Source organism: Pseudolysinimonas sp. 10J20-29, from assembly GCF_055809595.1.
In genome coordinates this window covers 2,556,456-2,582,612 of the sequence record NZ_CM147917.1, presented here as the reverse complement: position 1 = coordinate 2,582,612, position 26,157 = coordinate 2,556,456, and the positions used below count along the sequence as shown (strand labels likewise).

Genomic DNA, 26,157 nt, shown 5'->3' with positions numbered 1-26,157 from the left:
ACTGAGACCAGCCCTGGTCGATCAACTGCGTGATGCTATGCGTGATCCATACGGGCGTTTGCCTTTCCACGCCGGGGAACAATCAGGCACGCGATGTCGGAGCGTGACCAATCCGACGTAATCTCGTCACGTTAACAAGAGGATTCGCTACATACCAGATAGACAGACTGGTCGCGAAACCGACACGCCTAGTGCACGTACTCCAGCAGGTCGAACCCGACCGTGCGCATCGCCTCGAGGGCGCGCAGCCGCGACGCGGCCCCGTCGTCGGCGAAGTGCACGGTGACGGCGTAGGCGACCGCGTGCCGCGGGCCGCGCAGCACGCCGGCCTCCGCGCGCACGCCCGTGTCGGTGCCCGTCTTGTTGACGAGCTGCAGGCCGTGATCGGGGGTCCGATGCGAGAACGGATCGAGACCGAAGGCGCTCGCCACCATCGAGAGGTCGGCGTTCAGCGAGAGCCAGCCCAGGACGCGGCTGCTCGTCGCGTGATCGACGACGCGCCCGTGCGCCAGTGCGACGAAGAGCTCGGTGAGCTCCGCGGTCGACCCCACCGAGAGCTGCGGGGCGTCGTCGGGGCCGCGGAGGTCGCGCACCAGATCGAGCAGCGCGGTGCGGGTCAGCCCGAGCCCCTCGGTGCGGGTGCGGACGGCGTCGAGGCCGACCTGGCGCAGCAGCACGTTGGTGGCGAGGTTGTCGCTCGCGGCACCGATCAGCGTCGCGAGATCGGCCACCGGAAGAGAGGGGGCCTGCAGGTGCTGCCAGACGCCGCTGTCGCCCACCGCGTCGCTCGGCGACTTGTCGAGGATGGCGAACCCGCTCGCGTCGCGCTCGGTGATCCGCGCCGACAGCTCGACCAGCAGCAGGATCTTGCCGATGCTCGCCGTCGGCAAGGCGATGCGCTCGTCGATCGAGGCGAGCGGCTCGTTCGAGTCGAGGTCGACCACCGACGCCGAGACCTGGGCGCCGTCGTAGGCGATCTCCCCCAGCGCCGTGAAGCTCGCCGAGAAGTTGGCGACGCGCTCGATCGCGCGATGACGAGGCGTACGCGGCCCGCGTACGCGATCTCGTCGCTCAGGCGACGGCGCGAGTTCTACCAAATGGTCACACGATCGTTCGGGTCGAGCCAGAGGGCGTCCGTCTCGCTGAGATCGAACGCACGAGAGAACTCGTCAATATTACGAACGATCTGGTTGCAGCGGAACTCGCTCGGCGAATGCGGGTCGATGGCGAGCAGTCGGATCGCCTCCTCGTCGCGGTACTTCGACCGCCAGGCCTGCGCCCAGCTGAGGAAGAAGCGCTGCGCGCCGGTGAGCCCGTCGATGACCGGAGGCTCGGCGCCGTCGAGCGACAGCTGGTACGCCTTCCACGCGATCCCGAGCCCGCCGAGGTCGCCGATGTTCTCGCCGATGGTGAGCGCCCCGTTCACGTGATGGTCGGGGATGCCGTTCAGAGCGAGGGCGTCGTACTGCGCGATGAGGCTGGCCGTGCGCTCCTCGAACGCCGCGCGGTCCTCGGCGGTCCACCAGTCGGTGAGCCGACCGTCGCCGTCGAAGCGCGAGCCCTGGTCGTCGAAGCCGTGCCCGATCTCGTGCCCGATCACGGCGCCGATCGCGCCGTAGTTGGCCGCCGCATCCCGGCTCTCGTCGAAGAACGGGAATTGCAGAATGGCGGCCGGGAACACGATCTCGTTGAAGCCCGGGTTGTAGTACGCGTTGATCGTCTGCGGCGTCATGAACCACTCGTCGCGGTCGAGCGGCTTGCCGATCTTGCCGAGCTCCCGCTGGAACTCGAACTCCGAGGCGGCGCGGACGTTGGCGACCAGATCATCGGCATCGATCGCCAGCGTCGAGTAGTCGCGCCACCGGACCGGGAAGCCGATCTTGGGGGTGAACTTCTCGAGCTTGTCGAGGGCGCGCTGCCGGGTCTCCTCGGTCATCCAGTCGAGGTTCCGGATGCTCTGACGGTAGGCCTCCACCAGGTGCGCGACGAGGTCGTCCATCGCGGCCTTCGCCGTCGGGCTGAAGTGCTTCTCGACGTAGATGCGGCCGATCGCCTCGCCGAGCGCGCTCTCGGTGACGGCGACCCCGCGCTTCCAGCGTGCCCGCAGCTCGGGCGTGCCGGTGAGCGCCTTGCCGTAGAAGTCGAAGTTGGCGTCCACGACCGCGCTGTGCAGGTAGGGCGAGGCGGAGCGGATGACCTGCCAGCTCAGCCAGTCCCGCCAGGCGGGCACGCGATCCTCGACGAGCAGCTCGGCGAGACCGGCGACGAAGCTCGGCTGACGCACGACGACCTCGTCGAAGGAGCCCGCGGGCACATCGAGCGCCGCGAGCCAGGAGTCGACGAACGACGCGGCGGCGCCGGCCAGAGCCGTCACCTCGTTCCACGGGGTGAGGTTGTAGGTCGCCTGGCTGTCGCGCGAGCGGACGTTGTCCCAGTGGTGGGCGGCGATCGCCGTCTCGAGTTCCAGGATGCGCGCGGCGCGCACGGCCGCGTCGTCGAGGCCGGCCATCGCCAGCATCCGCTCGAGGTGCGCGAGGTAGGCGGCGCGGATCTCGGCGAACTTGTCCTCGCGGTAGTACGACTCGTCGGGAAGGCCGAGGCCGCCCTGCTCGAGGAACACCAGGTAGCGCTCGGGATTCCCGGGGTCGTTGTCGACGAAGGCCTGGATGAAGCCCCCGACTCCGGCGCGCTCCAGGCGCCCGAGGATCTGCGCGAAGCTCATCAGGTCGGTGGCCGACGCCGCCGCCGCCAGCTCCTCGGCGACCGGGCTCCAGCCGAGCTGCTCGATCCGCTGCTCGTTCATGAAACTGGCGTAGAGGTCGCCGATCTTGCGCTCCTCCGTGCCCGGCGCCGCCGACTGCGCGGCCTCGATGATCTCGCGCACCGCCTGTTCGGCCTCCTCGGCGAGCACGTAGAAGGAGCCGTAGCGCGCCTTGTCGGCAGGGATCTCGGTGCGATCGATCCACTGTCCGTTGACGTGCCGGAACAGGTCGTCTTGAGGGCGGACCGCCGGATCGAGCTCGTCGATTTCGATGCCGGAAGGGAGCAGTGCGTCGGTCATACCCGTCAGCCTAGATTCTTCTCCGTGCACGAATGCCGCGCCCTCGCCGGATAGCGTGAGGAGGTGAACTCTGCTCCTTCCTCGGTGACGGCCTGGCGCAACGCCGTCTTCGTCGTCTTCACCGTCAACGGTCTGGGCATGGCGGCCTGGATCTCCCGCATCCCGGCGCTGCGCGACCAGCTGGACATCCCGGTCTCGCAGGTCGGCATTCTGCTGTTCGCGATCTCGACCGGGGCGATCCTCGGCCTGCTCATCTCGGGGCACCTGGTGCACGCGATCGGCGGCGCGCAGACGATCCGGGTGACGCTGCTCGCGTTCGGCCTGGGGCTGATCCTCACGGGCGCTGCGACCACGCTGCTGTCGGACTTCCTGCTCGCGCTGCTCGGCATGGCGATCACCGGCTTCGCCGGCGCGGTGTGCGACGTCGCCATGAACGTCGAGGGCGCGGGCGCGGAGCGAGCGCTTGGCCGCAACATCATGCCCTGGTATCACGCGAGTTGGAGCCTGGGAACGGTCGCGGGGGCCGGCATCGGCTCGGCGGCGGCGTTCGCCGGGGTGCCGGTGCTCGTGCACCTCGGGCTGATGGGCGTCCTCTTGGCGGCCGCCGCGGTCGTCGTGCCGCGCTGGCTGCCCGCGCACATCACCGAGGAGGAGGGGCAGGAGCCCCGCCCCGGCTTCCGCGAGCGGATGGCGATCTGGACCGATCCGCGCACCCTGCTGATCGGCCTGATCGTGCTCGGCATGGCCTTCACCGAGGGCAGCGCGAACGACTGGCTCGCCCTCGCGCTGATCGATGCGCACGACCTGGAGAACGGGACGGGCGCGCTGCTGTTCGGCGTCTTCGCCGCCGCGATGACGATCGGACGCATCGTCGGGGTTCCGATCCTCGACCGCTTCGGCCGGGTGCCGGTGCTGCGCGCCTCCGCGCTGACCGCGGCGGCCGGACTGGCGATCGTCATCCTGGTGCCGATCCCGGCGCTCTACATCGTCGGCATCGTGCTCTGGGGGCTCGGGGCCTCGCTCGGCTTCCCGGTGGGCATGTCGGCGGCGGCCGACGATGCGCGCACCGCGGCCGCCCGCGTGAGCGCGGTGGCGACGGTCGGCTACTTCGCCTTCCTGGTCGGTCCCCCGCTGATCGGATTCGTGGGTGAACAGATCGGTCTACTGAACGCGCTGTTCATCGTGCTGGCGCTCATCGTGCTCTCCGCCGTCATGTCGCCCGCCGCGCGCGAACCGGCGCCGGCGCCGGACGCCGAGCCGGTCGACGCCTCGTAGGATCGACGCGTGCGTCTTGTCATTGCCCGCTGCTCCGTCGACTACGCCGGGCGACTGAGCGCGCATCTCCCCCTGGCGACGCGCCTGCTGCTCGTGAAGTCCGATGGCAGCGTGCTCGTCCACTCGGATTCACTGAGCTACAAGCCGCTGAACTGGATGAGCCCGCCGTGCACCTTCACCGTCGATGAGGTCGACGAGGAGCGCGCCTCGGCCGGCGTCGTCGAGCTCTGGCGGGTCACCCACGCCAAGACCGCCGACCTGCTGGTGATCTCGATCCACGAGATCCTGCACGACACCTCCCACGAGCTCGGCATCGACCCCGGGCTGCAGAAGGACGGCGTCGAAGCCGAGCTGCAGCGCCTGCTGGCCGAGCAGATCGACCTGCTGGGGGAGGGGCACGAGCTGGTGCGCCGCGAGTACATGACCGCGATCGGTCCGGTCGACATCCTGGCGCGGGATGCGAACGGCGCCTCGGTCGCCGTCGAGATCAAGCGCCGCGGCGACATCGACGGGGTCGAGCAGCTCACCCGCTACCTCGACCTGATGAACCGCGACCCCCTGCTCGCCCCGGTGGCGGGCGTGTTCGCGGCGCAGGAGATCAAGCCGCAGGCCCGCACCCTCGCGGAGGACCGGGGCATCCGCTGCCTCGTGCTCGACTACGACGCCATGCGCGGACTCGAGACCGGCCACTCCCGGCTGTTCTGACGCCGTGAACAGCGCTCGCACCGAACGCCGCGCGCTCGACCGCGAGATCCTGCGCCTCGCCGTTCCGGCGCTCGGCGCGCTCGTCGCCGAGCCGCTGTTCCTGCTCACCGACACCGCGCTCGTCGGGCATCTCGGCGCCGTCTCGCTGGCGGGGCTCGGCATCGCCGGCACGATCCTGCAGACCGCGATCGGGCTGCTGATCTTCCTCGCCTACGCGACCACGCCGACGGTGGCGCGACGCCTCGGGGCGGGCGACCGGGCGGGGGCGATCCGCGCGGGCATCGACGGCATGTGGCTCGCCCTCGCGCTGGGTGCGCTTCTCGCCGTGGTCGGCGCCCTCACCGCACGCCCGCTCGCCGCCGCCTTCGGTGCGGCCCCGGCCGTGACCGCCGCGGCGGTCGAGTACCTGGCGATCGCCGTCTGGGGGATGCCCGGGATGCTGCTCGTGATCGCCGCGACCGGGCTGCTGCGCGGCCTGCAGGACACCCGCACCCCGCTCGTCGTCGCGATCGCCGGCTTCACCGCCAACGCGGCTCTCAACGCCGTCTTCATCTACGGCCTCGGCTGGGGCATCGCCGGATCGGCCGCCGGCACCGTCGTCGCCCAGTACGGCATGGCCGCCGTGTACGTCGTCATGGCGGTGCGCGCCGCGCGCCCGCACGGCGTGAGCGTGCGACCGGGGCTCGCCGGGGTGAGCGCTTCGGCCGCGGCGGGCGGCTGGCTGCTGCTGCGCACCGCCTCGCTGCGCCTCGGCATGATCGCCTTCACGGTCGTCGGCGCGGCGCTCGGCACGGAGGAGCTCGCCGCGCTGCAGGTGTCGATGGCGGTGCTCTCGCTCGTCGCCTTCGTGCTCGACGCCGAGGCGATCGCCGCGCAGGCGATGGTCGGGCACGCGCTCGGCGCGGGCAACCACGGCCGGGTGCGGACGGTGGTGCGCCGACTGATCCAGCACACCGTGCTCGCCGGGCTCGGCAGCGGCCTGATCCTCGCGGCGCTCGCCCCCGTCGCCGGCCGAGTGTTCACCTCCGACCCGGCCGTGCTGGCGATGCTCCCGGGGCTGATGCTCGTGCTCGCGGTGACCGCCCCGCTCGCCGGCTACGTGTTCGTGCTCGACGGCATCCTGATCGGCGCGGGCGACGCCCGCTACCTGGCGCTCACCGGCCTCGCCAACGTGATCGTCTATCTGCCCGCCCTGCTGCTGGCGCTGCTTCCGCCCGAGGGCGGACTCGCCGCGGTGCTGCTCGCGCAGGGTGCCTGGTCGCTCGTGTATCTGGCGGCGCGCGCCGTGACCCTGGGACTCCGCGCACGGGGCGAGCGCTGGATGACAACCGGCGCCGCCCGCGCCGCGTCCTAGGCTGGTCGGGTGTCTGCCTCGCCCGTCGCCCCGCCCTTCAGCTCGATTCTGTTCGACCTGGACGGGACGATCGTCGACTCGGCGCCGGGCATCACCTCGAGCCTCGCGCACACCTACGAGGCGCTCGGGATGCCGGTTCCCACCCCCGCGGAGCTGCTGCGCTGGGTGGGCCCGCCAATCCTCGACTCCTTCCGCGACCTCGCGGGGCTGAACGAGGCCGAATCCGCGCGCGCGCTCGAGATCTACCGCAAGCACTACGTCTCGACCGGGGTCTTCGACGCGGTCGTCTACCCCGGCGTGCGCGAGATCCTCGCCGCCATCCACGACGCCGGCATCCCGCTCTCGCTCGCCACCTCGAAGCCCGAGCTGCCGGCGCGGCTGGTCCTGGACCACTTCGAGCTCTCGCAGTACTTCACCGAGTTCACCGGCGCGAGCGAGGACGAATCTCGCAGCGCCAAGAAGGACGTCGTGCTGGAGGCGCTGCGGCGCCTGCGCCTCGCCGGCGCGGACCTCGGCAACCCGATCATGGTGGGGGACCGCCACCACGACGTGGAGGGCGCCCACGAGCGCGGCATCCCGACCTTCTTCGTCACCTGGGGCTACGGCTCGCCCGCCGAGCAGGTGGGCGCGGTCGGGGTCGCCGAGACCCCGCGCGAACTGGCCGCGCTGCTCGGCCTCGCCAGCTGATCAGCCCGAAACAGGGCAGTGCAGGCGCGACGACGCATTTCCGCCCGGACGCTCGATCCGGTGCTCTCCCATGGGGTGGCCGCACATCGGGCAGCTGCGCGTCGCGACGGGCTTCTGCTCCGGCTCGTCGTACGGCCCGAGCGGGGGCGGCCCCAGGTACGGCAGCAGTCTGCGGGTGAGCCGGTCGGCCCAGGTCTCGCGTCGGCTCATATGCTGAGTGTACTCACTAATCAGTGAGTGCCCTCACGATTGCTATCGTGGAGGCGTGGACGACCCCCTTCAGCTGGACCGCCAGGTGTGCTTCGCGCTGTCGGCAGCGGCCCGTCAGGTCGTCTCGCTTTACAAGCCGGTGCTCGAACCACTCGGACTCACCCACCCGCAGTACCTCGTCATGCTGGCCCTGTGGGAGAAGAGCCCGCGGCGCCTCAACGACATCAGCGACACGCTCCGGCTCGAGCCCGGCACCGTCAGCCCGATCGTGAAGCGGCTCGAGGACGCCGGTTTGGTGACGCGGGAGAAGGCCGCCGATGACGAACGCGCCCTCGCGATCCGTCTCACCGCCGACGGGCTGGCGCTGCGGGAGCAGGCGCTCAACGTTCCCCCGGCAATCGTGGCGCGGCTCGGGATGTCCATCGCCGAGTTGGAGGCCGCGCGCGACGTGCTCACCGGCCTTCTCGAGGCCAGTCGCCCCGCCGAGCAATCGGACGTCGCGGCCGCGGACTAGCGCGCGAGCCGCTCGACCGCCGCGTCGAACAGCCGCGGCGCGGCGCGCGCGATCGGCACCACGCGCGAGCGCGCGGGGGAGTTCGCCAGGGCGACGGTCGCCCGGGTGAGCCAGCGGAAGTCGCGGGTGATCTGCCGCCAGCGCCGCTCGTACTCGTGCGCGTCCCCGCGGCGCACCGCCGCCACGGCGGCCTCCGCCTGCGCGAAGCCGATGCGCAGACCCTCCCCGGTGAGGGCGTTGACATAGCCGGAGGCGTCCCCGACCAGCAGCACCCGCCCGTGCGTGCGCGCGGAGGTCGTCTGACGGAACGGGCCCGCGCCGATCACCGGCGTCGCACGCGGCGCGCGGGCGACGCGGGCGGCGAGCTCGGGGCACGCGGCGAGCGCCTCCCCGAACCGCACTCCGCGGCGGGTGAGCGCCGCGATCCCGACCATCCCGTCGGCGGTGGGCGTGACGTAGAGCTCGGCGTCGCGCGTCCAGTGCACCTCGATCAGGTCGCTCCACGGCTCGATCGCGAAGTGCTGGCGCTGCCCGTAGCGTTGACCGCGCTCCCGCGTCGGACGGTGCAATCCCAGCAGGCGTGCGACCGGCGAGTGCAGACCGTCGCAGGCGAGCATCCACTCCCCGCGCACCCGCGGGCCCGTGGTCAGCGCCGTGACGTGCGCGCCCTCCTCCTCCACGTCGACCACGCGCGCGGAGACGCGGCGCACCCCGACCTGCTCGGCGCGCTCCAGGAGCGCGGCGTGCAGGGTCGTGCGCCGCACGCCGAGCGCGGCCCCGGCGGCGAAGCGGTGATCCGCCGACGACCGGCCGTCGCGGTAGGCGACCCCGCGCAGCTCGAAGCCCGCCGGGGCGACCCCCAGTCGCCGCAGCGCCGGCACCGCGCCCGGCATCAGGCCCTCCCCGCACGCCTTGTCGATGACCCCTTCGCGCGGCTCGACCACGACCACGTCGAGACCGGCCTCGCGCGCCTCGATCGCGCTCGCCAGGCCGATCGGCCCGCCGCCGACCACCACGACCTCGGTCTCGTAGAGCGTCACCGGGTCGGCCGCGCCGCGGTCAGGGCGCGATTCTCGGTCGGGATGCGGAAGCCGAGCAGCAGGATCGCATTCAGCACCGTGAACACGATCGCCGTGATCCACGAGGTGTGCACCAGCGGAAGGGCGATCCCCTCGATGGCGACGATCACGTAGTTCGGGTGCCGCACCCACGCCCAGCGATACGGTCCGCGCCGCGAGAGCGGCAGCCCCGGCACCACGATCACCCGCGTGTTCCACTGGAATCCGAGCGACGCGATCACCCAATAGCGTCCCGCCTGGCAGAGCAGCGCGATCACGAGCATCGGCCAGCCGAGCTCCGGGATGAACGGACGCTCGCCGAGCCAGGCTTCGAGGAATGCCGCGACCAGCAGGCCGGTGTGCAGCGCGACCATGGCGGGGAAGTGGCGCTTGCCGCTCTCGACCCCGCCGCGGGCGAAGGCCCAGGCGGCGTTCCGGCGCGAGATGACCAGCTCGATCAGGCGCTCCACGCCGGTGAGCAGCAGCAGCGCCGCGAACATCACCAGGGTGAGCGTCATCACGCCACCCACTTCAGCAGCACCGACTCGCTCGTGACCCCCGGCCCGACGGCGAGCACCACGCCGAGGGCGCCCTCCGTCTGCCGGAACTGGTCGGCGAGCACGTGCAGCACCGAGGCGGAGGAGAGGTTGCCGACCGACTCGAGCGAGCGCCAACTGGGCGCCAGCTGCCCGCTGTCGAGATTCAGACCCACCTCGAAGGCCTCCAGCACGCGCGGGCCGCCGGGGTGCGCGATCCACGCCGCGATGTCCGCCGTGCCGAGCGCGTGCCGCTCCAGCAGCGCGAGCACCTCGCGCGGCACGCCGCCGCCGACCGTCTCCGAGACCGAGGCGCTCAGCACGATGCGAAAGCCGGTGCCGCCGACGTCCCAGCCGATGACGCTCTGGCTGTCGGGGTGCAGCGCGGCACGGGTGTCGAGGATCTCCGGGCCCGGCAGGCCGAGCTCCTCCGCGCGGTTCGCCCCCGCCACCACAACCGCCGCGGCGCCGTCGCCGAACAGGCCGCTGGCGACGAAATTCGCCACCGAGAGGTCGTCGCGCTGCAGGGTCAGCGAGCAGAGCTCGACCGAGACGAGCACGGCGATCTCGTCGGGGTGGCCGACCAGGTAGTCGTGCACGCGGGCCAGCCCGGCGGCCCCGGCGACGCAGCCGAGGCCGAAGGAGGGCATCCGCTTGATGTCGGGGCGAAGCCCGACGAGCGGAACCAGGCGGGCGTCGATCGACGGGGCCGCGATCCCGGTCACCGACGTGAAGAGCAGGTAGTCGACCTCGCGAGGATCGAGACCGACCGCGTCGAGCGCCGCCGTCAGCGCGCGCGCCGCGAGCGCGGTGCCCTCGCTGATCCAGATGTCGTTGGCCTCGGTGAACCCGCCCAGCTCTCGATAGCGCTCGAGGGGCAGCACCGTGTGCCGGCGACCGATGCCGCTCGCGGCATGGAAGCGCTCCAGCACGGCGCGCTGCGGGCTTGCCGGAGCGATCAGATCGGCCAGTTCCGCCGTGATCTCACTCTGCGTGTAGGCATGCTCGGGCAGCGCCGGTGCCACCGCCACGATTCGCGACATGTGCGGAACGTACCACCCGAAGCCGCGCGGCGTCAGGGGACCTGACGCTGCTCCGGGCCGACATACTCCGAGAGCGGGCGGATGAGCGCGTTCGACTCGAGCTGCTCCCTGATGTGCGCGGTCCAGCCGGTGACCCGGCTGGCCACGAACAGCGGCGTGAAGAGCTCGGTGTCGAAGCCGATCAGGTGGTAGGCCGGCCCGCTCGGGTAGTCGAGGTTCGGCTTGATGCCCTTGCGGTCGTCCATCGCCTGCTCGAGCGTCGTGTACAGCTCGGCGAGGTCGGGGCGGTCGTACTCCTGGATGAGGCTGTCGAGCGCCTGCTTCATGGTCGGCACGCGCGAGTCGCCGCTCTTGTAGACGCGGTGGCCGAAGCCCATGATCTTGCGCTTCTCGGCGAGCGCGGTCTCGAGCCAGGCCTCCGCCTTCGCGGCCTCGCCGATCTCGTCGAAGACGTACATGACCGCCTCATTCGCGCCGCCGTGCAGCGGGCCCTTGAGTGCGCCGACCGCCCCGACGACAGCCGAGTAGATGTCGGCGAGCGTGGAGGTGATCACGCGCGCCGTGAACGTGGAGGCGTTGAAGGAATGCTCGGCGTACAGGATCATCGACACGTCGAACGCGTTGACGACGACCAGGTCGGGCACCTCGCCGAAGGTCATGTGCAGGAAGTTCGCCGAGTAGCCGAGGTCGCCGCGGGGCTCCACCGGGTCGAGGCCGCGACGACGACGCTGCGTGTAGGCGACGATCGCCGGCAGCTGGGCCCACAGCCGGACCGCCTTGTCGAGGTTGGCCTCCGGGCTCGCATCGGCCGCGGTCGCATCGGCGGCGCCGATCGCGCTGATCGCCGTGCGCATGACATCCATCGGATGCGCATCCTTGGGCAGCAGGTCGATCGCGTGCTTGGCCAGCGGCGCCAGCGCGCGGTGCGCCCGCTCCAGCTCCTGGAACGCCTGCAGCTCGTCGTCGCTCGGCAGCTCACCGTGCCACAGCAGGTAGGCGACCTCCTCGAAGGTGCGGCTGGCGCACAGATCCTGCACCGGATAGCCGCGGTAGAGCAGCGAGTTGGTCTCGGGGTTGACCTTCGAGATCGCGGTGGTGTCAACGACGACACCCGCGAGCCCCTTCTTGATCTCTGTCATGTCAGCTCCTGTTGTTGTTCAGGTCGAAGGTGAAGATGTTGTCGTCGAACGAACCGTAGGCCGCATAGTCGACCAGTTCGTAGAGGCGTGCCCGGGTCTGCATCTCCGGCACCTTCGAGGTCAGCGACCCCTCGGCGAGGATCGTGTCGAGGCCACGCTCCGCCGCGCCCATCGCCAGACGCAGGAGCGACACCGGGAAGATCGCGATGTTCACCCCGACCTCGGCCAGCTGCGCGGTCGTGAACAGCTCGCTCTTGCCGAACTCGGTCATGTTCGCCAGCACCGGCACGTCGACCGCGGCGCGGATCGCCGCGAACTCCTCGAGACTCGCCATCGCCTCGGGGAAGATCGCGTCGGCGCCCGCGTCGACGAGCGCCTTGGCGCGGTCGATCGCCGCCGACATCCCCTCCACCCCGCGGATGTCGGTGCGCGCCATGATCAGGAAGTCGGGGTCGCGGCGGGCGGCGACGGCGGCACGGATGCGCTTCAGCGCCGTCTGCTCGTCGACGACCTCCTTGCCGTCGAGGTGGCCGCAGCGCTTCGGGTTGACCTGGTCTTCGAGGTGGATGCCGGCGACCCCGGCGTCCTCCATCACCTGCACCGTGCGCGCCACGTTCATCGGCTCGCCGAAGCCGGTGTCGGCGTCGACCAGCGCCGGGAGGTCGGTGACCCGAGCGATCTGCGCCGCGCGGCCCGCCACCTCGGTGAGCGTCGTCAGTCCGATGTCGGGAAGCCCCAGGTCGGCGCTCATCACGGCGCCCGAGATGTAGACGCCTTCGAAGCCCTTGTCCTGGATGAGCTGGGCGCTCAGCGGGTTGAAGGCGCCGGGCATCCGCACCAGTTCGCCGCTTGCCAGGCGGGCGCGGAAGGCGGCGCGCTTGGCGCTGGCGGTGAGGTTCGCGTGCAGCATCAGAAGAGTCCCTTCGGCGAGACGGGCAGCCCCTCGGCGACGACATTGAGCTGGTCGAGCTCGCCCGCGCCGAGCGTCGGCAGCGCCTCGGCCGCGGCCAGGAAGCGCTCGATCTCCGTGTCGGCGAGCACGCCTGCGGCGAGGGTGCGGAACTTGGCGACGTATTCGGCGCGCGCGAACGGCCGGGCGCCGAGCGGATGCGCATCCGCCACCGCGATCTCGTCGACGATGCGCTCCCCGCTCACCAGCTCGATCTCGACTCGCCCGCCGAAGGCCTGCTCCTTCGGGTCGGTGGAGAGGTAGCGTCGCGTCCACTCCGGGTCCTCGACGGTGGTCACCTTCTGCCAGAGCTCGACCGTGTCGGCGCGCTGCGCGCGCTCGGGGGCGTAGGAGCCGACGTGATCCCAGGCGCCGTCCTGCAGCGCGACGGTGAAGATGTACGGAATCGAGTGGTCGAGCGTCTCGCGCGAGGCGGTCGGGTCGTACTTCTGCGGGTCGTTCGCCCCGGAGCCGATCACGTAGTGCGTGTGGTGGCTGGAGGCGAGCACGACGCGCGCGATGTTCGCGGGGGCGCGCAGCTCGGGGCGCTCGGTGCCGAGACGACGGGCCAGGTCGATCCAGGCCTGCGCCTGGTACTCGGCCGAGTGCTCCTTCGTGTACGAGTCGAGGATGGCCCGCTTGGCCTCCCCGGCCTCCGGCAGCGGGATCGTGTAGCGCGCCTCGGGGCCGCCGAGCAGCCACGCGATGACGCCGTCCTCGCCCTCCCAGATCGGCGAGGGCGAGGTCTGCCCGCGCAGCGCCCGGTCGATCGCCTCGACGGCCATCTTCCCGGCGAAGGCGGGGGCGTGCGCCTTCCAGGTGGAGATCTCGCCCTTGCGCGACTGGCGCGTGGCGGTGGTGGTGTGCAGCGCTTGGCCGATGGCCTGGTAGATCGTCTCGGGGGCGAGGCCCAGCAGGGTGCCGATGCCGGCCGCGGCGCTCGGGCCGAGGTGCGCGACGTGGTCGATCTTGTGCCGGTGCAGGCTCATCCCGGTGGCGAGGTCGATCTGGATCTCGTACCCGGTGGCAAGACCGCGCACGAGGGCGGCGCCGTCGCTGCCGACGTGCTGCGCGACGGCGAGCACGGGCGGGATGTTGTCGCCGGGGTGCGAGTACTCCTCGGCGAGGTAGGTGTCGTGGTAGTCGAGTTCGCGCACGGCGACCCCGTTCGCCCAGGCGGCCCACTCGGGGCTGTGCTTGCTGGTCACCCCGAAGACCGAGGCACCGGCGCCCCCAGGGGTGGGCTGGTGCGCGAGGGCCTGTCCGCGCGCGCTGGTCACCGGCGCACGCCCGAGCGACGCGACCGCGACGGAGGCGTTGTCGATGACACGGTTGATCACCATGTCGGTGACCTCGGCGCTCACCTCGACCGGGTCGACCGCGACTTCGGCGATCTTCCACGCCAGCTGCTCCTCCCGGGGCAGCGGCTCCGAGCTCTTGTAGGTGCGAACGAGGTGATTCTTCACGCGGGGGTCTCCTGTCGGTCTCGCGCGGCCAGCGTCGCGAGGATGGTGGTGAGGGCATGGCGCAGGTGCGCCGACACGGCGGAGGCGGCGAGCGCCTCGTCGCCGTCACGAATGGCTTCGCAGATGAGGCGGTGCTCGCTCGCCGACCGACGGAGGCGCTCGGCGTTGTCGGCGGCCATCCGGCGGGCGCGCGCGAGGTGGGCGCGCACGGCGTCGAGGCTGGCGGCGAAGGCCGGGTTCTCGATCGCGACGGCGAGCGCCTGGTCGAATTCGGCGATCAGCGCGTAGTACGAGTCGATGTCGCCCGCGTCGAGCAGTCCCGTGGCGCGGTCGAAGCGCTCGGCGAGGTCGGCGAAGACGGCGCCGTCGCGGCGGCGCGCCGCCAGCTTGGCGGCGTGCGTCTCGAGGGCCTCGCGCAGTTCGAAGTAGCCGCGCACGCTGTGCTCCGAGACGTCGGAGACGATCGCGGTGCGGCCGCGTGTCGTGTCGACGAAGCCTTCGACGGCGAGACGGGCGAGGGCCGCGCGCAGCGGGGTGCGCGAGACGCCGAGTCGCTCGGCGAGCTCGATCTCACTGAGCGGCGTGCCGGGGCGCAGGCGCCAGGCGAGGATGTCCCCTCGCAGCGCCTCGTAGGCCCGATCGCTCGCACGCACGGGCCCACTGTACGCCGCTTCCCCGGTTCTGTATACAGAATCGGGGGCTTCAGGCGCTCATAGCCGCGAAAGGCGGCTTTCGGGATACATTTGCGCGCCGATCGGCCCCCGAGGGCTCAGCAGTCGCAGGAGATCGCGCCGGCGCCCGCCGTCGCACGCGGCCCGGTCAGCTCGTCCACCGGACGCGTGATGTCGCCGGACTCGTCCACCGTCGGCAGCCCCTCACGGGCCCAGTACTCGAAGCCGCCGATCATCTCGCGCACCTCGAAGCCCAGCCGGCTCAGCTCGAGCGCCGCCTTGGTCGAGCCGTTGCAGCCCGGGCTCCAGCAGTAGACGACCACCGGCACCTCGCGGGGGAGCACGTCGAGCGCGCGGGCGGCGACGTCCTGCCGCGGCAGGTGGATCGCACCCACCGCGCGACCCTGCCGCCACGCCACCTCGCTGCGCACGTCCACGAAGCTCAGCGTCTCGCCCGCCTCCAGGGACGCCTGCACATCCGAGGGGTCCGTCTCGAAGCGGAGCTTGGCGGCGAAGTGGTCGACGGCGGTCTGCTGTGCGGGAGTCACGGTGCGAGCGTACGAAACGCGACGCCTCCCCTCCACCGATTCGCGGCCAGCGAGACGGGATATTCCGCCAACGCGCACGCGGCACACGACCCGGACGATTCATAGGCCCGCGACCTAGGCTGAACTCATGCGAAGCAGCGGCACGCCTTCTCCCGCACGACAGTTCGCACTGCCGGCAGTGGCGGGCCTCGCCGCCGGGGTCGCGGCCGCGGGCGCGGGCGAACTGGCCGCCGCGCTGCTCGTCCCGACCGGCAGCCCCTTCACCGTGATCGGCGCCGCCGCGATCGACCTGGCCCCGACCTGGGCGAAAGAGGCCGCGATCGCGCTGTTCGGCACCGCCGACAAGATCGCCCTGCTCGTCGGCATCGGGCTGGTCGTCGCCGCGCTGGCGGGGCTCGCGGGCGTGATCGAAAGCCGCCGCTCGCCGCTCGGCCGCGTGCTGTTCGGCGTCGCCGCAGCCCTCGGGGTCGCCGCCGCAATGACCCGCCCGGATGCGGGCCTGCTCTCGCCCCTGCCCTCCGCCGTCGCCGGTGTCGTCGGAGCGATCGCGCTCGTGATGCTGCTGCGCAAGCGGCCCGAGCAGCCCGCCGAGCATGCGCAGGCGCCCGCCGACACCGTCGCGGGCCTGAGCCGCCGGCGCTTCCTCGGCTGGTCGGCGGGGACGGCCGCCGTGGGCGCCCTCGCCACCCTCGGCGCCAACGCGCTGCAGGCCGCCACCCGCACCGCCACCACCGTGCGCGAAGCGTTCACCCTGCCCAGCGCCGCGTTCGACCGCCGCCCCCGTGCCGACGGGGGCGGAGCTCGGCATCGACGGCCTCGCGCCCGTCATCACCCCGAACGAGCTCTTCTATCGAATCGACACCGCGCTGCGCGTGCCGCAGGTCGACCCGGCCGACTGGAGCCTGCGCATCCACGGCCTTGTCGACGAGCCCTTCGAGCTGACCTGGGACGAGCTCGTGGCGCTGCCGCTCGAGGAGTCGTACACGACCCTCATGTGCGTCTCGAACGAGGTCGGCGGCGGGCTGATCGGCAACGCCAAGTGGCTCGGGTATCCGATCCGCGAACTGCTGGCGCGCGCGAAGCCGCAGGCGGGGGCCGACATGGTGCTCTCGAAGAGCATCGACGGCTGGACGGCCAGCTCGCCCCTCGGCGTGCTGCAGGACGCCGAGCGCAACTCGGTGCTCGCGATCGGAATGAACGACGAGCCGCTGCCGACCGAGCACGGGTTCCCCGCGCGCCTGGTCGTGCCGGGGCTCTACGGCTACGTGTCGGCCACCAAGTGGGTGACCGAGCTCGAGGTGACCCGATTCGCCGACCAGACCGCCTACTGGACCGACCGAGGGTGGAGCGCCGAAGGTCCGGTGAAGATCTCCAGCCGCATCGACGTGCCCTACAGCGGACGCACCGTGGAGGCCGGCCCCGTCACCATCGCGGGCGTCGCCTGGGACCAGCACACCGGGATCGCCGCCGTGCACGTGCAGATCGACGGGGGCGCCTGGCAGCAGGCGGAGCTCGCGACCGCGATCTCGGTCGACACCTGGGTGCAGTGGCGGCTCGACTGGCAGGCCACGAGCGGCGACCACTACGTCCGGGTGCGCGCCACGAGCGTCGACGGCGAGGTGCAGACGGAGGACATTCAGGGGGTCATCCCCGACGGGGCGACCGGGCTGCACGAGATCGTCGTCCGCGTCGCCTGACCGGCCTCGCGACGACTAACCGGGGTTGACGGTTACGCCTTCGCGCCCGCGAAGGCGAGGGTTCCGCCGAGGCCGATCATCATGACGCCGCCCACCGCACCCAGGTTGGCGATGCGCGTCGGCGACTTCGCGAACCAGTCGCGCGCCGAGCCCGCGGCGATCGCCCACGCGGAGTCGGAGATGACGGCGAGCACGAAGAAGATGAGCCCGAAGACGAGCATCTGAAGCCACGCCGGCCCGACGCTCGCCACCACGAACTGCGGCAGCACCGCCACGAAGAACGCGATCGTCTTCGGGTTGGTGAGGCCGACGATGAAGCCCTCGCCGAGCAGTCGCCGCCGCGAGCGAGAGACCGCGGCGCCCTCCAAGAGCGCGGCGCCGTTGCGGTGCCGGTGGCGGATCGCCTGCGCCCCCAGATAGATCAGGTACGTCGCACCGGCGATCTTGATGATCGTGAACAGCAGCACCGACTGCACGATGATCGCGCCCAGGCCGACCGCCACCGCGACGATGAGCGGGATCAGTCCGATCGCGTTGCCCACCACGCTGAGCACACCGCCGCGACGCCCGAGGGCGAGCGCCCGCCCCACGCTGAACAGCACGCTGGGGCCGGGGATCACGATCAGCACCAGAGCGGCGAGAGAGAAGGCGACCAGGTGCGGCCAATCGGGCATAGCGCTGAGATTACCCCCGCGCGAGAACTGTTTCGGCACGGCGTGACGCGGCGCGATACCGTCGAAGCGTGAACGAGAACACGGCGTCGCGGATCGGTCTCGGCCTGGCCGCGATCGGACGCCCCGCCTACATCACGAGCGGGCGCCAGCAGGACCTCGGCGACCCGGCCGAGCGCACCATCGACGGCATGCGGCGGCGCGCGCACGAGCTGATGGAGGCCGCGTGGGAGTCCGGCATCCGGTACTTCGATGCGGCCCGCTCCTACGGCGACGCGGAAGGCTTCCTCGGCTCATGGGTCGCCCGGCACCCGGGGCGGCGCGAGAAGCTCACGATCGGCTCCAAGTGGGGCTACGAGTACGTCGGCAACTGGCGGATGGACGCCCCGCAGCATGAGCGCAAGGAGCACTCGCTCGCGATGTTCGAGCGGCAGTGGCCGCACTCGGTGGCCGCGCTCGGCACGCATCCCGACCTCTACCTGATCCACTCGGTCACCCCCGAGAGCCCCGCGCTCTCCGACGCGTCGCTGCTGAACGCGCTGCGTCGCCTGGCCGACGACGGGGTGCGCGTCGGCATCTCGACGAGCGGGCCCGAGCAGGGCGCCGTGATCGAGCGTGCCCTCGCCGTGGCCGATTCGCCGTTCTCGGTCGTGCAGGCGACCTGGAATGTGCTGGAGCCGTCCGCCGGGCCCGCGCTTGCGCACGCCGACGCCACCGGGTGGCTCGTCGTCGTCAAGGAGGCGCTCGCCAACGGGCGCCTCGTCGAGCCCGACACGGCCGCCGCACGGCTGGCCGAGGCCGACGGACAGAGCGCGGACGCCTTCGCGATCGGCGCGGTGCTCGCCCAGCCCTGGGCCGACATCGTGCTGAGCGGCGCCGTCACGGTGGAGCAGCTGCACTCCAACCTCGCCGCGCGCGAGCCCGGCGCCTCCGCGGACGACCTCGCCGCCCTCGCGCTCGACCCGGCCCAGTACTGGGCGGAGCGCTCGGCGCGAGACTGGGCGTAGCGCTCGGAGCATTCCTCAGGCCAGACTGTGGGCCATGGGATCAACGTTGACCACCATCGGCCTTCCGGTCGCGCTCGGCATCATCATGTTCGGGCTCGGCCTCTCGCTCACCCCCGGCGACTTCGCCCGGGTTGCCAAGCAGCCGAAGGCGGTGATCGTCGCCCTCGGCTGCCAGCTCGTGCTGCTGCCCGCCCTCTGCTTCGGCCTGGTCGTGCTGTTCCAGTTGCCGCCGCTCCTCGCGGTCGGCATGCTGCTGCTGGCCGCCAGTCCGGGCGGCTCGACCGCGAACCTCTACAGCCACCTGTTCCGCGGCGACGTCGCGCTGAACATCTCGCTGACCGCCATCAACTCGATCATCGCGATCTTCACCCTGCCGTTGATCACCAACCTGGCGATCACGATCTTCCTACCCGGCGATGACGGCCTCGGCATCCAGTTCGCCAAGGCGGTCGAGGTGTTTGCGATCGTGCTCGGCCCGGTCGTGCTCGGCATGCTGGTGCGCTGGTGGAAGCCCCGATTCGCGGATGCGATGGACAAGCCGGTGCGGATCGCCTCCATGCTGATCCTGGCGATCGTGATCGCCGGGGCGGTCGTCGCGAACCTCGACCTGCTCATCTCGAACATCGCCGGACTGGCCGGAATCGTCGTGCTGTTCTGCGTGCTGAGCCTCACCCTGGGGTTCTTCGTGCCGCGGCTGTTCCGCGTGGAGCGACGCCAGGCGGTCGCGAGCTCGTTCGAGATCGGCATCCACAATGCGACCTTGGCGATCGTGATCGCGCAGACCGTGATCGGCAGCGTCGAGATGTCGCTGCCGGCCGCCGTCTACGGCGTGCTGATGTTCTTCATCGCGCTCGCGTTCGGCTTTGTCATTCGCGAACGAAAGGGCGCGCGGGAGCCGGTGTCGGCGAGCGCCGCGATGTGACGGCGGTCGCGCCGAGCGAGATCACGCCGAGCTAGCGCGACTCCCGCTGACCCGATTCGATCACGCGCGCGAGCTTCCGCAACTGCTGCGGGTCCGACAGGGCGGAACCGACAGCGACCGCCCGCGCGCCCGAGTTGAGGAACTCCTCCGTGTTGCCAGCGTCAATGCCTCCCGTCGCGACGAACTGCACCGACGGAAATGGCCCCTTCATCATCCGAATCCAGGGCGCCCCGAGCGCGGACGCGGGAAAGGCCTTCACCCAGGTCAGGCCGAGCGCGAGTGCCTGCTGGACGTCGGTCGCCGAGCCGACGCCGGGAAGCGTCGCCAGTCCCGCAGCGAGCGACGCACGGATGACATCGCGGTCGAAGCCCGGACTCACGGTGAACTCCGCACCTGCGGCTGCGGCGTCGGCAACGAGCTGGGTTGTCGTGATCGTGCCGGCACCAACGACCTGTCGCTCATCGTCCTTGGCGGCCACAAGTGCACGCAGTGCTTCCAGATCGCGAGGAGATTGCAGCGGAACCTCCACAACGTCGATGCCGTTCGCCCACGCGCGGCGCGCGACGTCGACCGTCCGCTCGGCGCCGTATCCACGCAGGATCGCCATGACCGGCGCGCCCGCGAAGAACGATTCGAAGTCGCGCTCAAGACGCATGGTCATGGTTGTGCACCTTCCAGATCCGGCTCGGTGTAGGACTCGGGGACATCGCTCGTGGTTCCCAGGGCCAGCGCCGCAGCACGGTGACCCGCGTGAAGACGGGCCGCTGCCGCGGTGCCGCGCAGGAACGCATGCAGGTACCCCGCCGCGAAGGCATCTCCCGCCCCGATCGGTTCGACGACGCTCACCTGGAGCGCAGCCACGCGGATCACGCCTTCGGGACCGAACTCGACGGCGTCGCGCGCTCCGTCTTTGACCACGAGATGCCGGGGCTCTGGCAGCAGCTCTCTGACCTGCTCGGCCGTCGTCACGCCCCAGACCGCCTGCGCCTCGTCGAGGCCGACGAAGACGATGTCGGCTCGGCTCGCGAGCCGCGCAATGACGCTGGCCGCCCGCCCGTCGGGCCAGAGCCGCGCGCGATAGTTGACGTCGAACGAGCTCTGAACGCCCGCGGCCCGGGCCATGGTCAGCGCGGCGTCGACCGCCGCCTCGCAGCTCAGCGACAGGGCGGGCGTGATCCCCGACAGGTGCACCACGCGCGCCGTGTCGAGGGGAGCGGCGGCGATGTCCGACGCGTCCAATCGCGACGCTGCCGAGCCAGCACGCAGGTACTGGATGTCGCATCCCGGGTCCTTGACCATGGCCCCGGTCGGGGCCTCAGCATCTTCGGCGATCCACCGGCCATCCACGCCGCGGTCGCCGACCTGGCGTCGGATCCTCCTCCCGAGCGGATCGCTGCCGAGTCGGCTGACCCACGCGGTCGCGTGGCCGAGTGCCGCGAGGTGCGTCGCGACGTTGAGCTCCGCCCCGGCGACGTCGAGCCGGATTCTGACCGCGTCAACCAGCGACTCAGCGTCCGCCGGCACGACCAACGCCATCGCTTCGCCGATGCACACGACCTCCGGTGCCTCGCGGTGCTCGCCCGAGTTCATTCGCGACGCTCCGCCAGGTGCTGCCAGACGCTCTGATCCGGTGCCAGCAGATCCGGCCGCGTCAACGGGGACGACGACAGAAGCGTGACCGCGGCCGCGTCGATCTCGGCATCCGACTCGCTCATGTTGACGACCACGCGCAGAGAGCCGGAGGCATGACCGGGCAGCTCAAGGTCGACGGTGAGAACGTCGTTGACGTGTGACACGCTCGACAGCGTGCGACCGGCCCACGCGCGCCGAAGCCGCAACGCGGTGCGGTACAAACTGAGGTGCGAGTTCGGATCTCCGGATTGCGCGGCGACGGAGACGCCGCGCCACTCCGGCATCGGCAGCCACGGGGTCGTCTCAGTGAATCCGTGGCCGGGGGCATCCTCTGTCCACGGCAAGGGAACCCGCACGCCATCGCGCCCGCGGTTCTGATGCCCGCTTCGCTCCCAGGTGGGATCTTGGAGCACCTCGTCGGGGAGGTCGACCGTTTCCAAGCCGAGCTCGTCGCCCTGATAGATCACCGCGACACCGGGAAGCGCCAGCTGAATGAGAGCCGCGGAGCGAGCCCGCTCACGCCCCCTGGCCCCGCCGCCGTAGCGCGTGGCGTGCCGGTCGACGTCATGGTTCGACAGCACCCAGGTCGCCTTGTCGCCCTGTGCGGCGTCAACGTCCGAAATGGCGTGAGCAAACGCCTCCGCGCCCCAACTCGCCTCAAGCAGCTCAAAGCTGAAGAGCAGATGCAGCTGGCCCGGCTCCATGTAGTCACGAAGACGTTCCGCACTGGCCGTCCACACTTCGCCCAGGAGCACGGCGTCGCTGAACTCGTCCGCGACGCGTCGCAGCCGCCGCAGATGCTGATGAACCCCAGGGTCGTTGAACCGGATGTCTCCGGGCTGGTTCGTCCGCTGCACGTCTGGGGTGAAGTCGAGATCGGGCAGCCCTGCGGGCTTCGCGAGCCCATGGGCAACGTCGACCCGGAACCCGTCGATCCCCAGGGCCAGCCAGTGGCGCACCACGCGTTCGAACTCCTCGGCGACAGCCGGGTTCTCCCAATTGAGGTCGGGCTGCGAAGGGTCGAAAAGGTGCAGGTACCACTCGCCGTCCGGCGCTTGCGTCCAGGCGGGTCCGCCGAACACGCTGGTCCAGTTGTTGGGGGGACCCCCGTCGCTGCTGCTTCGGAAGACGAACCTCTTCCGCAGCTCGTCGTCGCCGGCGATCGCGCCGACGAACCACTCGTGCTCCGCCGAGACATGGTTCGGAATCACCTCCGCGAGCACGCGGAGCCCGCGATGGTGCGCTTGCGCCACCAGCCGACGCACATCGTCTTCCGTGCCGTAGCGCGGTTCGACCGCGGTCGGGTCAGAGACGTCGTAGCCGGCATCGACCTGCGGGGAGCGGTAGAACGGACTCAGCCAGACGGCGTCGACACCCAGGGCCGCCAGGTGGTCCAGTCGCTCGATGACACCGGGGATGTCGCCGAGCCCATCGCCATTGCCGTCGCGAAAGCTCCTCAAGTACACCTGGTAGCAGACCATGTCCTGCCACCATGCGCGCGTCGTCACAGCATCACGTCCCGCGGCAGCTGCTGGCTCCCCATACCGCCATCGACATTCATTACCTCGCCGACGATCGACGCCGAGGCACTGCTCGCAAGGAACGACACGAGGTCGAAGATCTCCGGGATCGTGGTCGGTCGCCCGAGGGGGATGTTGCGGCGCCGTCGATCCGCCACCTCCGGCGATATCCCGGCCCATCGTTCCGTCTCGATGTACCCGGGCGCGATGGCATTGATGCGCACGCCGCGGTCAATCCACTCGAGCGCCATGGAACGCGTGAGCGCATCGATCGCGCCCTTGCTCGCGTTGTAGCTGGTTCGGCCATGGATGGCACGAGACCCGCCGAGCGAGGACACGTTGACGATCACGCCGCCCTCGCGTTCCGCCATCCGAGCTGCGGCCAACATGCTGCAGCTGTGCAGGCCGAACACGTTGACGTCGAACACGCTTCTGATCAATGCGCGTTGCTCGACCGCGACTGCCCCATCGTCCATTCCAAGATGCGCCGCGTTGTTCACCAGCACGTCGAGGGCGATCCCGGCGTCGTCGAGGCGTGCGAATCCCGCATCGATCTCCGCTGGCACCGCGAGATCGAAGGCAACGCTGTCAACGTGTCGATCCGGAAACGCGACGCGGAGCCGCTCCGCTGCGGCGTCGAGTTCGTCGTTGTGCTTGCCGTGAACGACAACTCGATCTCCGGCGCGGAGGAATCCCTCGGCGATGCCGAATCCGACGTTCCCGGTCGCCCCGGTGACCAGGATCGTCCGCGGCGCCGGGCGCTGGCACTCGATTCCCGGGCTCATCGCTCGGACAAACTGGGTACGGCATCGGCAGGCCGGATCTCGGTGAGCTTGCCGGTGTAGTGACGCAGGTCATGCCGCTGGTAGGGGAACCGGCCAAGCGCCGTCTCGTCGAGGTCGACCCCGAGGCCGGGGGCATCCGAGATGTGGACCGCGCCGTCGCCGAAAACGGCCGTTTCGTACGCGATCTCCTTCCGCCAGGGCACGTCGAGCGACATCGTCTCGAGGTAGGTGAAGTTCGGCACCGACGCGGCAAGCTGCAGCGTTGCCGCGTTCGCGACCGGCCCGCTGGGATTGTGCGGGCAGAACCCGAGTTGCCACGTCTCTGCGATCGCCGCGATCGTCCGCATCTCGATGAGCCCACCGGTGTGGGTGACATCCGGTTGGAGGAAATCAGCGCACCCGCGCTCGACGACCTCACGGAAGTCCCACCGGGTGTAGAGCCGCTCGCCGAGCGCAATGGGAACCCGCGACTCCGCCCGCAAGGTGGCGTTATTGCTTGTCGCGCCGGGAATCAGCGGTTCCTCGAGCCAGTAGACGTCGAACCGCTCCAGCTCCCGGGCGATGCGCCGTGCCGAGGGGAGGTCGAATCGACCGTGGGCTTCGATCATCAGGTCGACGTCGTCGCCGACCTCACTGCGAACCGCGTCCACCTGGGCAAGCGCGGCCCGAAGCTCGCCCGTCGAGATCGAGCGAAACGCGCTGCCGAACGGATCCCACTTCAATGCCCGGTACCCGCTGTCGACAGTCTCGCGCGCGCGTGCGGCGAATTCAGACGGGGTGCGGGATGGCGCGAACCAGCCGTTCGCGTAGGCCGGGATCGCGCTGCGAACCTTGCCGCCGAAGAGGTCGTAGACCGGGACCCCGAGGTGCTTGCCCTTGATGTCCCAGAGCGCCATCTCGATTCCCGCGAGCGCGGACGTGAGCACCGCGCCGCCGCGCCAATAGGCGTCGCGGTAGGCGTCCTGCCACCAGGCGTGAAGATCGTCCAGGTCGCGCCCGACGAGCGTGGGTTCGAGCTCACGGACGGCCTGGGCGACCGTGAGCTCTTTGTGCTCGAGGGTCGCCTCTCCCCAGCCGTGGAGACCGGCGTCGGTCTCGACCTTGACGAAGACCCAGTTGGTTCGGTACGCGTCAACGACGTAGACGGAGAACGATGTGAGCTTCACTTGGCGCCCCTCACGATCCCGCACCCGCGGCGCGGTACCGGCGTGCGCGAAGCGCACCGAGCGGTTCCGCGCCGAGCGCCTCGGCCTCGCCTTCGAGGGCGACGTCGAGGATGGAGAGGTCCGTCAGCACGAGCGGGTAATCGACCACCGGGAGGCTCATCAGCTCGCCGAGCATCGATCCCGCCCGGCTTTCGTACGACGCCTCGGTGCGGTCGATCGCGTACACCGTGCCGGTGAGCGGGTCGACGATCGCGGGGTTCCGCAGCGTCACGGCGTCGTCCCACCAGAGCTCGACGTCGACTCGCGATGCGGCGGCTCGCTGCTGCGGGTCGGTGGACATCCAGTAGACGAACAGCGGCGCGCCGTCTCGGGTGAACGTGGCGATCTGCGGGGCGGCCAGCAGCTCTGACGGCTGCGGTGCCGACGGGACCGGCTCGGTGAATCGCCACAGAAGCGGGCGCGGCGCAGTGCGGTCATCCAGAAGCGCCGCCAGCCGCTGGAACGCGTGGTAGGAGGGCTTCGGCGTGTAGCTGTCGCCGCGAATGAGTCCCATCATGACGGGAGGTCGCGCCTGGCCGTCCGACTGCCGGTACTCCGCGCTCATCAGATCGACGGTGTGGAAGTAGAAGATCCGATCGAAGCCGGCAGCGCGGTCCGCCGCCATGCGACGGGCCACCCACTTCGACTGGATCGTCTCGTCCATCGCGTACAGGCCGAGCCAGTCATCGTTGTGGCCGTCCGTCTGCGAGGGGCAGCCCGCTTCGCCCTGCCAGATCTCGATGTGTCGATTCGGCGAGTAGCGATCCAGCAGTCCGCGTGCAAGTGCCATCGTGTTGGCCAGGTTGTGCTCCGGCACGGACTGGTACGGATGGAAGCTGAACGCATCGATGTGATCCGCCATGCCAGCTTGCAGGCTCTCCTGCAAGAACATCGGATCGATCTGCGACTGCGCCCCGCCGATGACGAAGGCATCCGCATCCGAGGCTCGAACCGCACGAGCCGTCACCTCGACCAGCGCGGCGTACTCGCTGCCGCTCTCGACCCCGGGAGCCCAGAACTGCGGGATGTTCGGCTCGTTCCAGACTTCCCAATGGGTGACCCGGTCCTTCAGGTGGGCGACGAGTGCGGACACGAACCGAGTCCACGCACCCGCCGCTCGCTCGCCCGCTGAGGTCGGGGCGTACCCGACGGCGGAGGAGTGCGGCGCGTCCGGCGTGTACAGCTGATTGCCGTACGTGAGCGAGATCATGGCGCGAACGCCGCGCTCGGCCAACTCATCGACGACCTCATCGAGCCATCCGAACTCGTACTCGCCCTCGCGGGGCTCGCACCGACTCCAGCCGCTCTGGACGCGCGCCCAGCTCGCCCCGAGGCCGTCAAGCAGCGGGTAGACCCGGGTCGGGTCGAAGAGCTTGCGGTCGAGCGTCTCGAACCCGATGCCGAATGGTCCTCCCGCCGCGGGTGCGGTCGGCGCAGCCAGGGTGCCGATCCGACGAAGACCCTCGAGGCCGTCCGAGTGTTGCGTGTGTGGCGCAGCCATT

26 protein-coding genes are annotated in these 26,157 nt (G+C 70.6%); 8 read left to right on the top strand and 18 right to left on the bottom strand.

Annotated elements, in window-relative coordinates; all coding sequences use genetic code 11:
- Positions 1 to 188: 188 nt before the first annotated feature.
- Together AC0L6Y_RS12540 and AC0L6Y_RS12535 are read right to left on the bottom strand one after the other, a co-directional pair.
- Positions 189 to 1,097, bottom strand: a complete 909-nt coding sequence (locus tag AC0L6Y_RS12540; RefSeq protein WP_473553119.1) for a serine hydrolase — start codon at positions 1,095 to 1,097, stop codon at positions 189 to 191.
- Positions 1,091 to 3,061, bottom strand: coding sequence for a M13 family metallopeptidase (locus AC0L6Y_RS12535; protein ID WP_473553115.1), 1,971 nt, complete (start codon positions 3,059 to 3,061; stop codon positions 1,091 to 1,093). Before AC0L6Y_RS12535 ends, AC0L6Y_RS12540 begins: the two co-directional genes overlap by 7 nt.
- A 63-nt stretch (positions 3,062 to 3,124) precedes the next feature.
- On the opposite strand from AC0L6Y_RS12535, the gene AC0L6Y_RS12530 reads away from it, so the two are divergent.
- The 4 genes from AC0L6Y_RS12530 to AC0L6Y_RS12515 are packed head-to-tail and all read left to right on the top strand — an operon-like array spanning position 3,125 to position 7,082.
- A complete protein-coding gene (locus AC0L6Y_RS12530; RefSeq protein WP_473553111.1) occupies positions 3,125 to 4,336 on the top strand; it encodes an MFS transporter in 1,212 nt (403 codons plus the stop codon).
- A 9-nt stretch (positions 4,337 to 4,345) separates the two neighbouring features.
- The gene (gene nucS, locus AC0L6Y_RS12525) at positions 4,346 to 5,041 is read left to right on the top strand and encodes an endonuclease NucS (RefSeq protein WP_473553106.1); all 696 of its coding nucleotides are present in this window, start codon (positions 4,346 to 4,348) and stop codon (positions 5,039 to 5,041) included.
- A gap of 4 nt (positions 5,042 to 5,045) precedes the next feature.
- Positions 5,046 to 6,395 (top strand): MATE family efflux transporter, encoded by a 1,350-nt coding sequence (locus AC0L6Y_RS12520; protein WP_473553102.1) that lies wholly within the window; start codon positions 5,046 to 5,048, stop codon positions 6,393 to 6,395.
- A 9-nt stretch (positions 6,396 to 6,404) separates the two neighbouring features.
- A complete protein-coding gene (locus AC0L6Y_RS12515; protein ID WP_473553097.1) occupies positions 6,405 to 7,082 on the top strand; it encodes an HAD hydrolase-like protein in 678 nt (225 codons plus the stop codon).
- On the opposite strand, the gene AC0L6Y_RS12510 is transcribed toward AC0L6Y_RS12515, so the two are convergent.
- Positions 7,083 to 7,292, bottom strand: coding sequence for a hypothetical protein (locus tag AC0L6Y_RS12510; RefSeq protein ID WP_473553093.1), 210 nt, complete (start codon positions 7,290 to 7,292; stop codon positions 7,083 to 7,085).
- A 55-nt stretch (positions 7,293 to 7,347) separates the two neighbouring features.
- Between AC0L6Y_RS12510 and AC0L6Y_RS12505 the strand changes: the two genes are divergently transcribed.
- The gene (locus AC0L6Y_RS12505) at positions 7,348 to 7,806 is read left to right on the top strand and encodes a MarR family winged helix-turn-helix transcriptional regulator (RefSeq protein WP_473553088.1); all 459 of its coding nucleotides are present in this window, start codon (positions 7,348 to 7,350) and stop codon (positions 7,804 to 7,806) included.
- On the opposite strand, the gene AC0L6Y_RS12500 is transcribed toward AC0L6Y_RS12505, so the two are convergent.
- The 8 genes from AC0L6Y_RS12500 to AC0L6Y_RS12465 all read right to left on the bottom strand — a co-directional run bounded on the left by AC0L6Y_RS12500 (position 7,803) and on the right by AC0L6Y_RS12465 (position 15,216).
- Positions 7,803 to 8,846: an NAD(P)/FAD-dependent oxidoreductase gene (locus AC0L6Y_RS12500; protein ID WP_473553083.1), complete on the bottom strand. Its 1,044-nt coding sequence runs from the start codon at positions 8,844 to 8,846 to the stop codon at positions 7,803 to 7,805. The two genes, AC0L6Y_RS12505 and AC0L6Y_RS12500, sit on opposite strands and share 4 nt — an antisense overlap.
- Positions 8,843 to 9,382, bottom strand: a complete 540-nt coding sequence (locus tag AC0L6Y_RS12495; protein WP_473553079.1) for an isoprenylcysteine carboxyl methyltransferase family protein — start codon at positions 9,380 to 9,382, stop codon at positions 8,843 to 8,845. The genes AC0L6Y_RS12500 and AC0L6Y_RS12495 overlap by 4 nt, the downstream gene beginning before the upstream one ends.
- Entirely contained in the window at positions 9,382 to 10,443 is a 1,062-nt protein-coding gene (locus tag AC0L6Y_RS12490; protein WP_473553074.1) for a type III polyketide synthase, read from the bottom strand. The genes AC0L6Y_RS12495 and AC0L6Y_RS12490 overlap by 1 nt, the downstream gene beginning before the upstream one ends.
- Positions 10,444 to 10,475: 32 nt before the next feature.
- On the bottom strand, positions 10,476 to 11,582 hold the full coding sequence (locus tag AC0L6Y_RS12485) for a bifunctional 2-methylcitrate synthase/citrate synthase (RefSeq protein WP_473553071.1): 1,107 nt from the start codon (positions 11,580 to 11,582) through the stop codon (positions 10,476 to 10,478).
- A gap of 1 nt (position 11,583) precedes the next feature.
- Positions 11,584 to 12,492 carry a methylisocitrate lyase gene (gene prpB, locus AC0L6Y_RS12480; RefSeq protein ID WP_473553065.1) on the bottom strand — a complete coding sequence of 303 codons (909 nt, stop codon included), beginning with the start codon at positions 12,490 to 12,492 and terminating at the stop codon, positions 11,584 to 11,586.
- Positions 12,492 to 13,997: an MmgE/PrpD family protein gene (locus AC0L6Y_RS12475; protein WP_473553062.1), complete on the bottom strand. Its 1,506-nt coding sequence runs from the start codon at positions 13,995 to 13,997 to the stop codon at positions 12,492 to 12,494. The genes prpB and AC0L6Y_RS12475 overlap by 1 nt, the downstream gene beginning before the upstream one ends.
- On the bottom strand, positions 13,994 to 14,650 hold the full coding sequence (locus AC0L6Y_RS12470) for a GntR family transcriptional regulator (RefSeq protein ID WP_473553057.1): 657 nt from the start codon (positions 14,648 to 14,650) through the stop codon (positions 13,994 to 13,996). Before AC0L6Y_RS12470 ends, AC0L6Y_RS12475 begins: the two co-directional genes overlap by 4 nt.
- 116 nt (positions 14,651 to 14,766) lie before the next feature.
- Positions 14,767 to 15,216, bottom strand: coding sequence for a rhodanese-like domain-containing protein (locus AC0L6Y_RS12465; protein ID WP_473553054.1), 450 nt, complete (start codon positions 15,214 to 15,216; stop codon positions 14,767 to 14,769).
- A gap of 782 nt (positions 15,217 to 15,998) precedes the next feature.
- Here AC0L6Y_RS12465 and AC0L6Y_RS12460 point away from each other — a divergent pair.
- On the top strand, positions 15,999 to 16,913 hold the full coding sequence (locus tag AC0L6Y_RS12460; RefSeq protein WP_473553051.1) for a molybdopterin-dependent oxidoreductase: 915 nt from the start codon (positions 15,999 to 16,001) through the stop codon (positions 16,911 to 16,913).
- 32 nt (positions 16,914 to 16,945) lie between these two features.
- On the opposite strand, the gene AC0L6Y_RS12455 is transcribed toward AC0L6Y_RS12460, so the two are convergent.
- Positions 16,946 to 17,587 (bottom strand): LysE family translocator, encoded by a 642-nt coding sequence (locus tag AC0L6Y_RS12455; protein WP_473553046.1) that lies wholly within the window; start codon positions 17,585 to 17,587, stop codon positions 16,946 to 16,948.
- Positions 17,588 to 17,655: 68 nt separating this feature from the next.
- Here AC0L6Y_RS12455 and AC0L6Y_RS12450 point away from each other — a divergent pair, with 68 nt between their 5' ends.
- Together AC0L6Y_RS12450 and AC0L6Y_RS12445 are read left to right on the top strand one after the other, a co-directional pair.
- A complete protein-coding gene (locus AC0L6Y_RS12450) occupies positions 17,656 to 18,591 on the top strand; it encodes an aldo/keto reductase (RefSeq protein WP_473553042.1) in 936 nt (311 codons plus the stop codon).
- A gap of 34 nt (positions 18,592 to 18,625) precedes the next feature.
- Entirely contained in the window at positions 18,626 to 19,513 is an 888-nt protein-coding gene (locus tag AC0L6Y_RS12445; RefSeq protein ID WP_473553037.1) for a bile acid:sodium symporter family protein, read from the top strand.
- Between the two features lie 31 nt (positions 19,514 to 19,544).
- On the opposite strand, the gene AC0L6Y_RS12440 is transcribed toward AC0L6Y_RS12445, so the two are convergent.
- From AC0L6Y_RS12440 to AC0L6Y_RS12415, 6 genes are read right to left on the bottom strand one after another with little or no spacing between them, the layout of a single operon-like run.
- Entirely contained in the window at positions 19,545 to 20,174 is a 630-nt protein-coding gene (locus AC0L6Y_RS12440) for a bifunctional 4-hydroxy-2-oxoglutarate aldolase/2-dehydro-3-deoxy-phosphogluconate aldolase (RefSeq protein ID WP_473553034.1), read from the bottom strand.
- Positions 20,171 to 21,103, bottom strand: a complete 933-nt coding sequence (locus AC0L6Y_RS12435) for a sugar kinase (RefSeq protein WP_473553029.1) — start codon at positions 21,101 to 21,103, stop codon at positions 20,171 to 20,173. Before AC0L6Y_RS12435 ends, AC0L6Y_RS12440 begins: the two co-directional genes overlap by 4 nt.
- Positions 21,100 to 22,653 (bottom strand): alpha-amylase family glycosyl hydrolase, encoded by a 1,554-nt coding sequence (locus AC0L6Y_RS12430; protein ID WP_473553024.1) that lies wholly within the window; start codon positions 22,651 to 22,653, stop codon positions 21,100 to 21,102. Before AC0L6Y_RS12430 ends, AC0L6Y_RS12435 begins: the two co-directional genes overlap by 4 nt.
- Complete coding sequence (locus tag AC0L6Y_RS12425; protein ID WP_473553020.1) at positions 22,650 to 23,450, bottom strand: SDR family NAD(P)-dependent oxidoreductase; 801 nt, start codon at positions 23,448 to 23,450, stop codon at positions 22,650 to 22,652. Before AC0L6Y_RS12425 ends, AC0L6Y_RS12430 begins: the two co-directional genes overlap by 4 nt.
- The gene (gene dgoD / locus AC0L6Y_RS12420; protein ID WP_473553016.1) at positions 23,447 to 24,673 is read right to left on the bottom strand and encodes a galactonate dehydratase; all 1,227 of its coding nucleotides are present in this window, start codon (positions 24,671 to 24,673) and stop codon (positions 23,447 to 23,449) included. The genes AC0L6Y_RS12425 and dgoD overlap by 4 nt, the downstream gene beginning before the upstream one ends.
- Positions 24,627 to 26,156, bottom strand: coding sequence for a GH39 family glycosyl hydrolase (locus tag AC0L6Y_RS12415; RefSeq protein WP_473553012.1), 1,530 nt, complete (start codon positions 26,154 to 26,156; stop codon positions 24,627 to 24,629). The genes dgoD and AC0L6Y_RS12415 overlap by 47 nt, the downstream gene beginning before the upstream one ends.
- Position 26,157 lies beyond the last annotated feature (1 nt).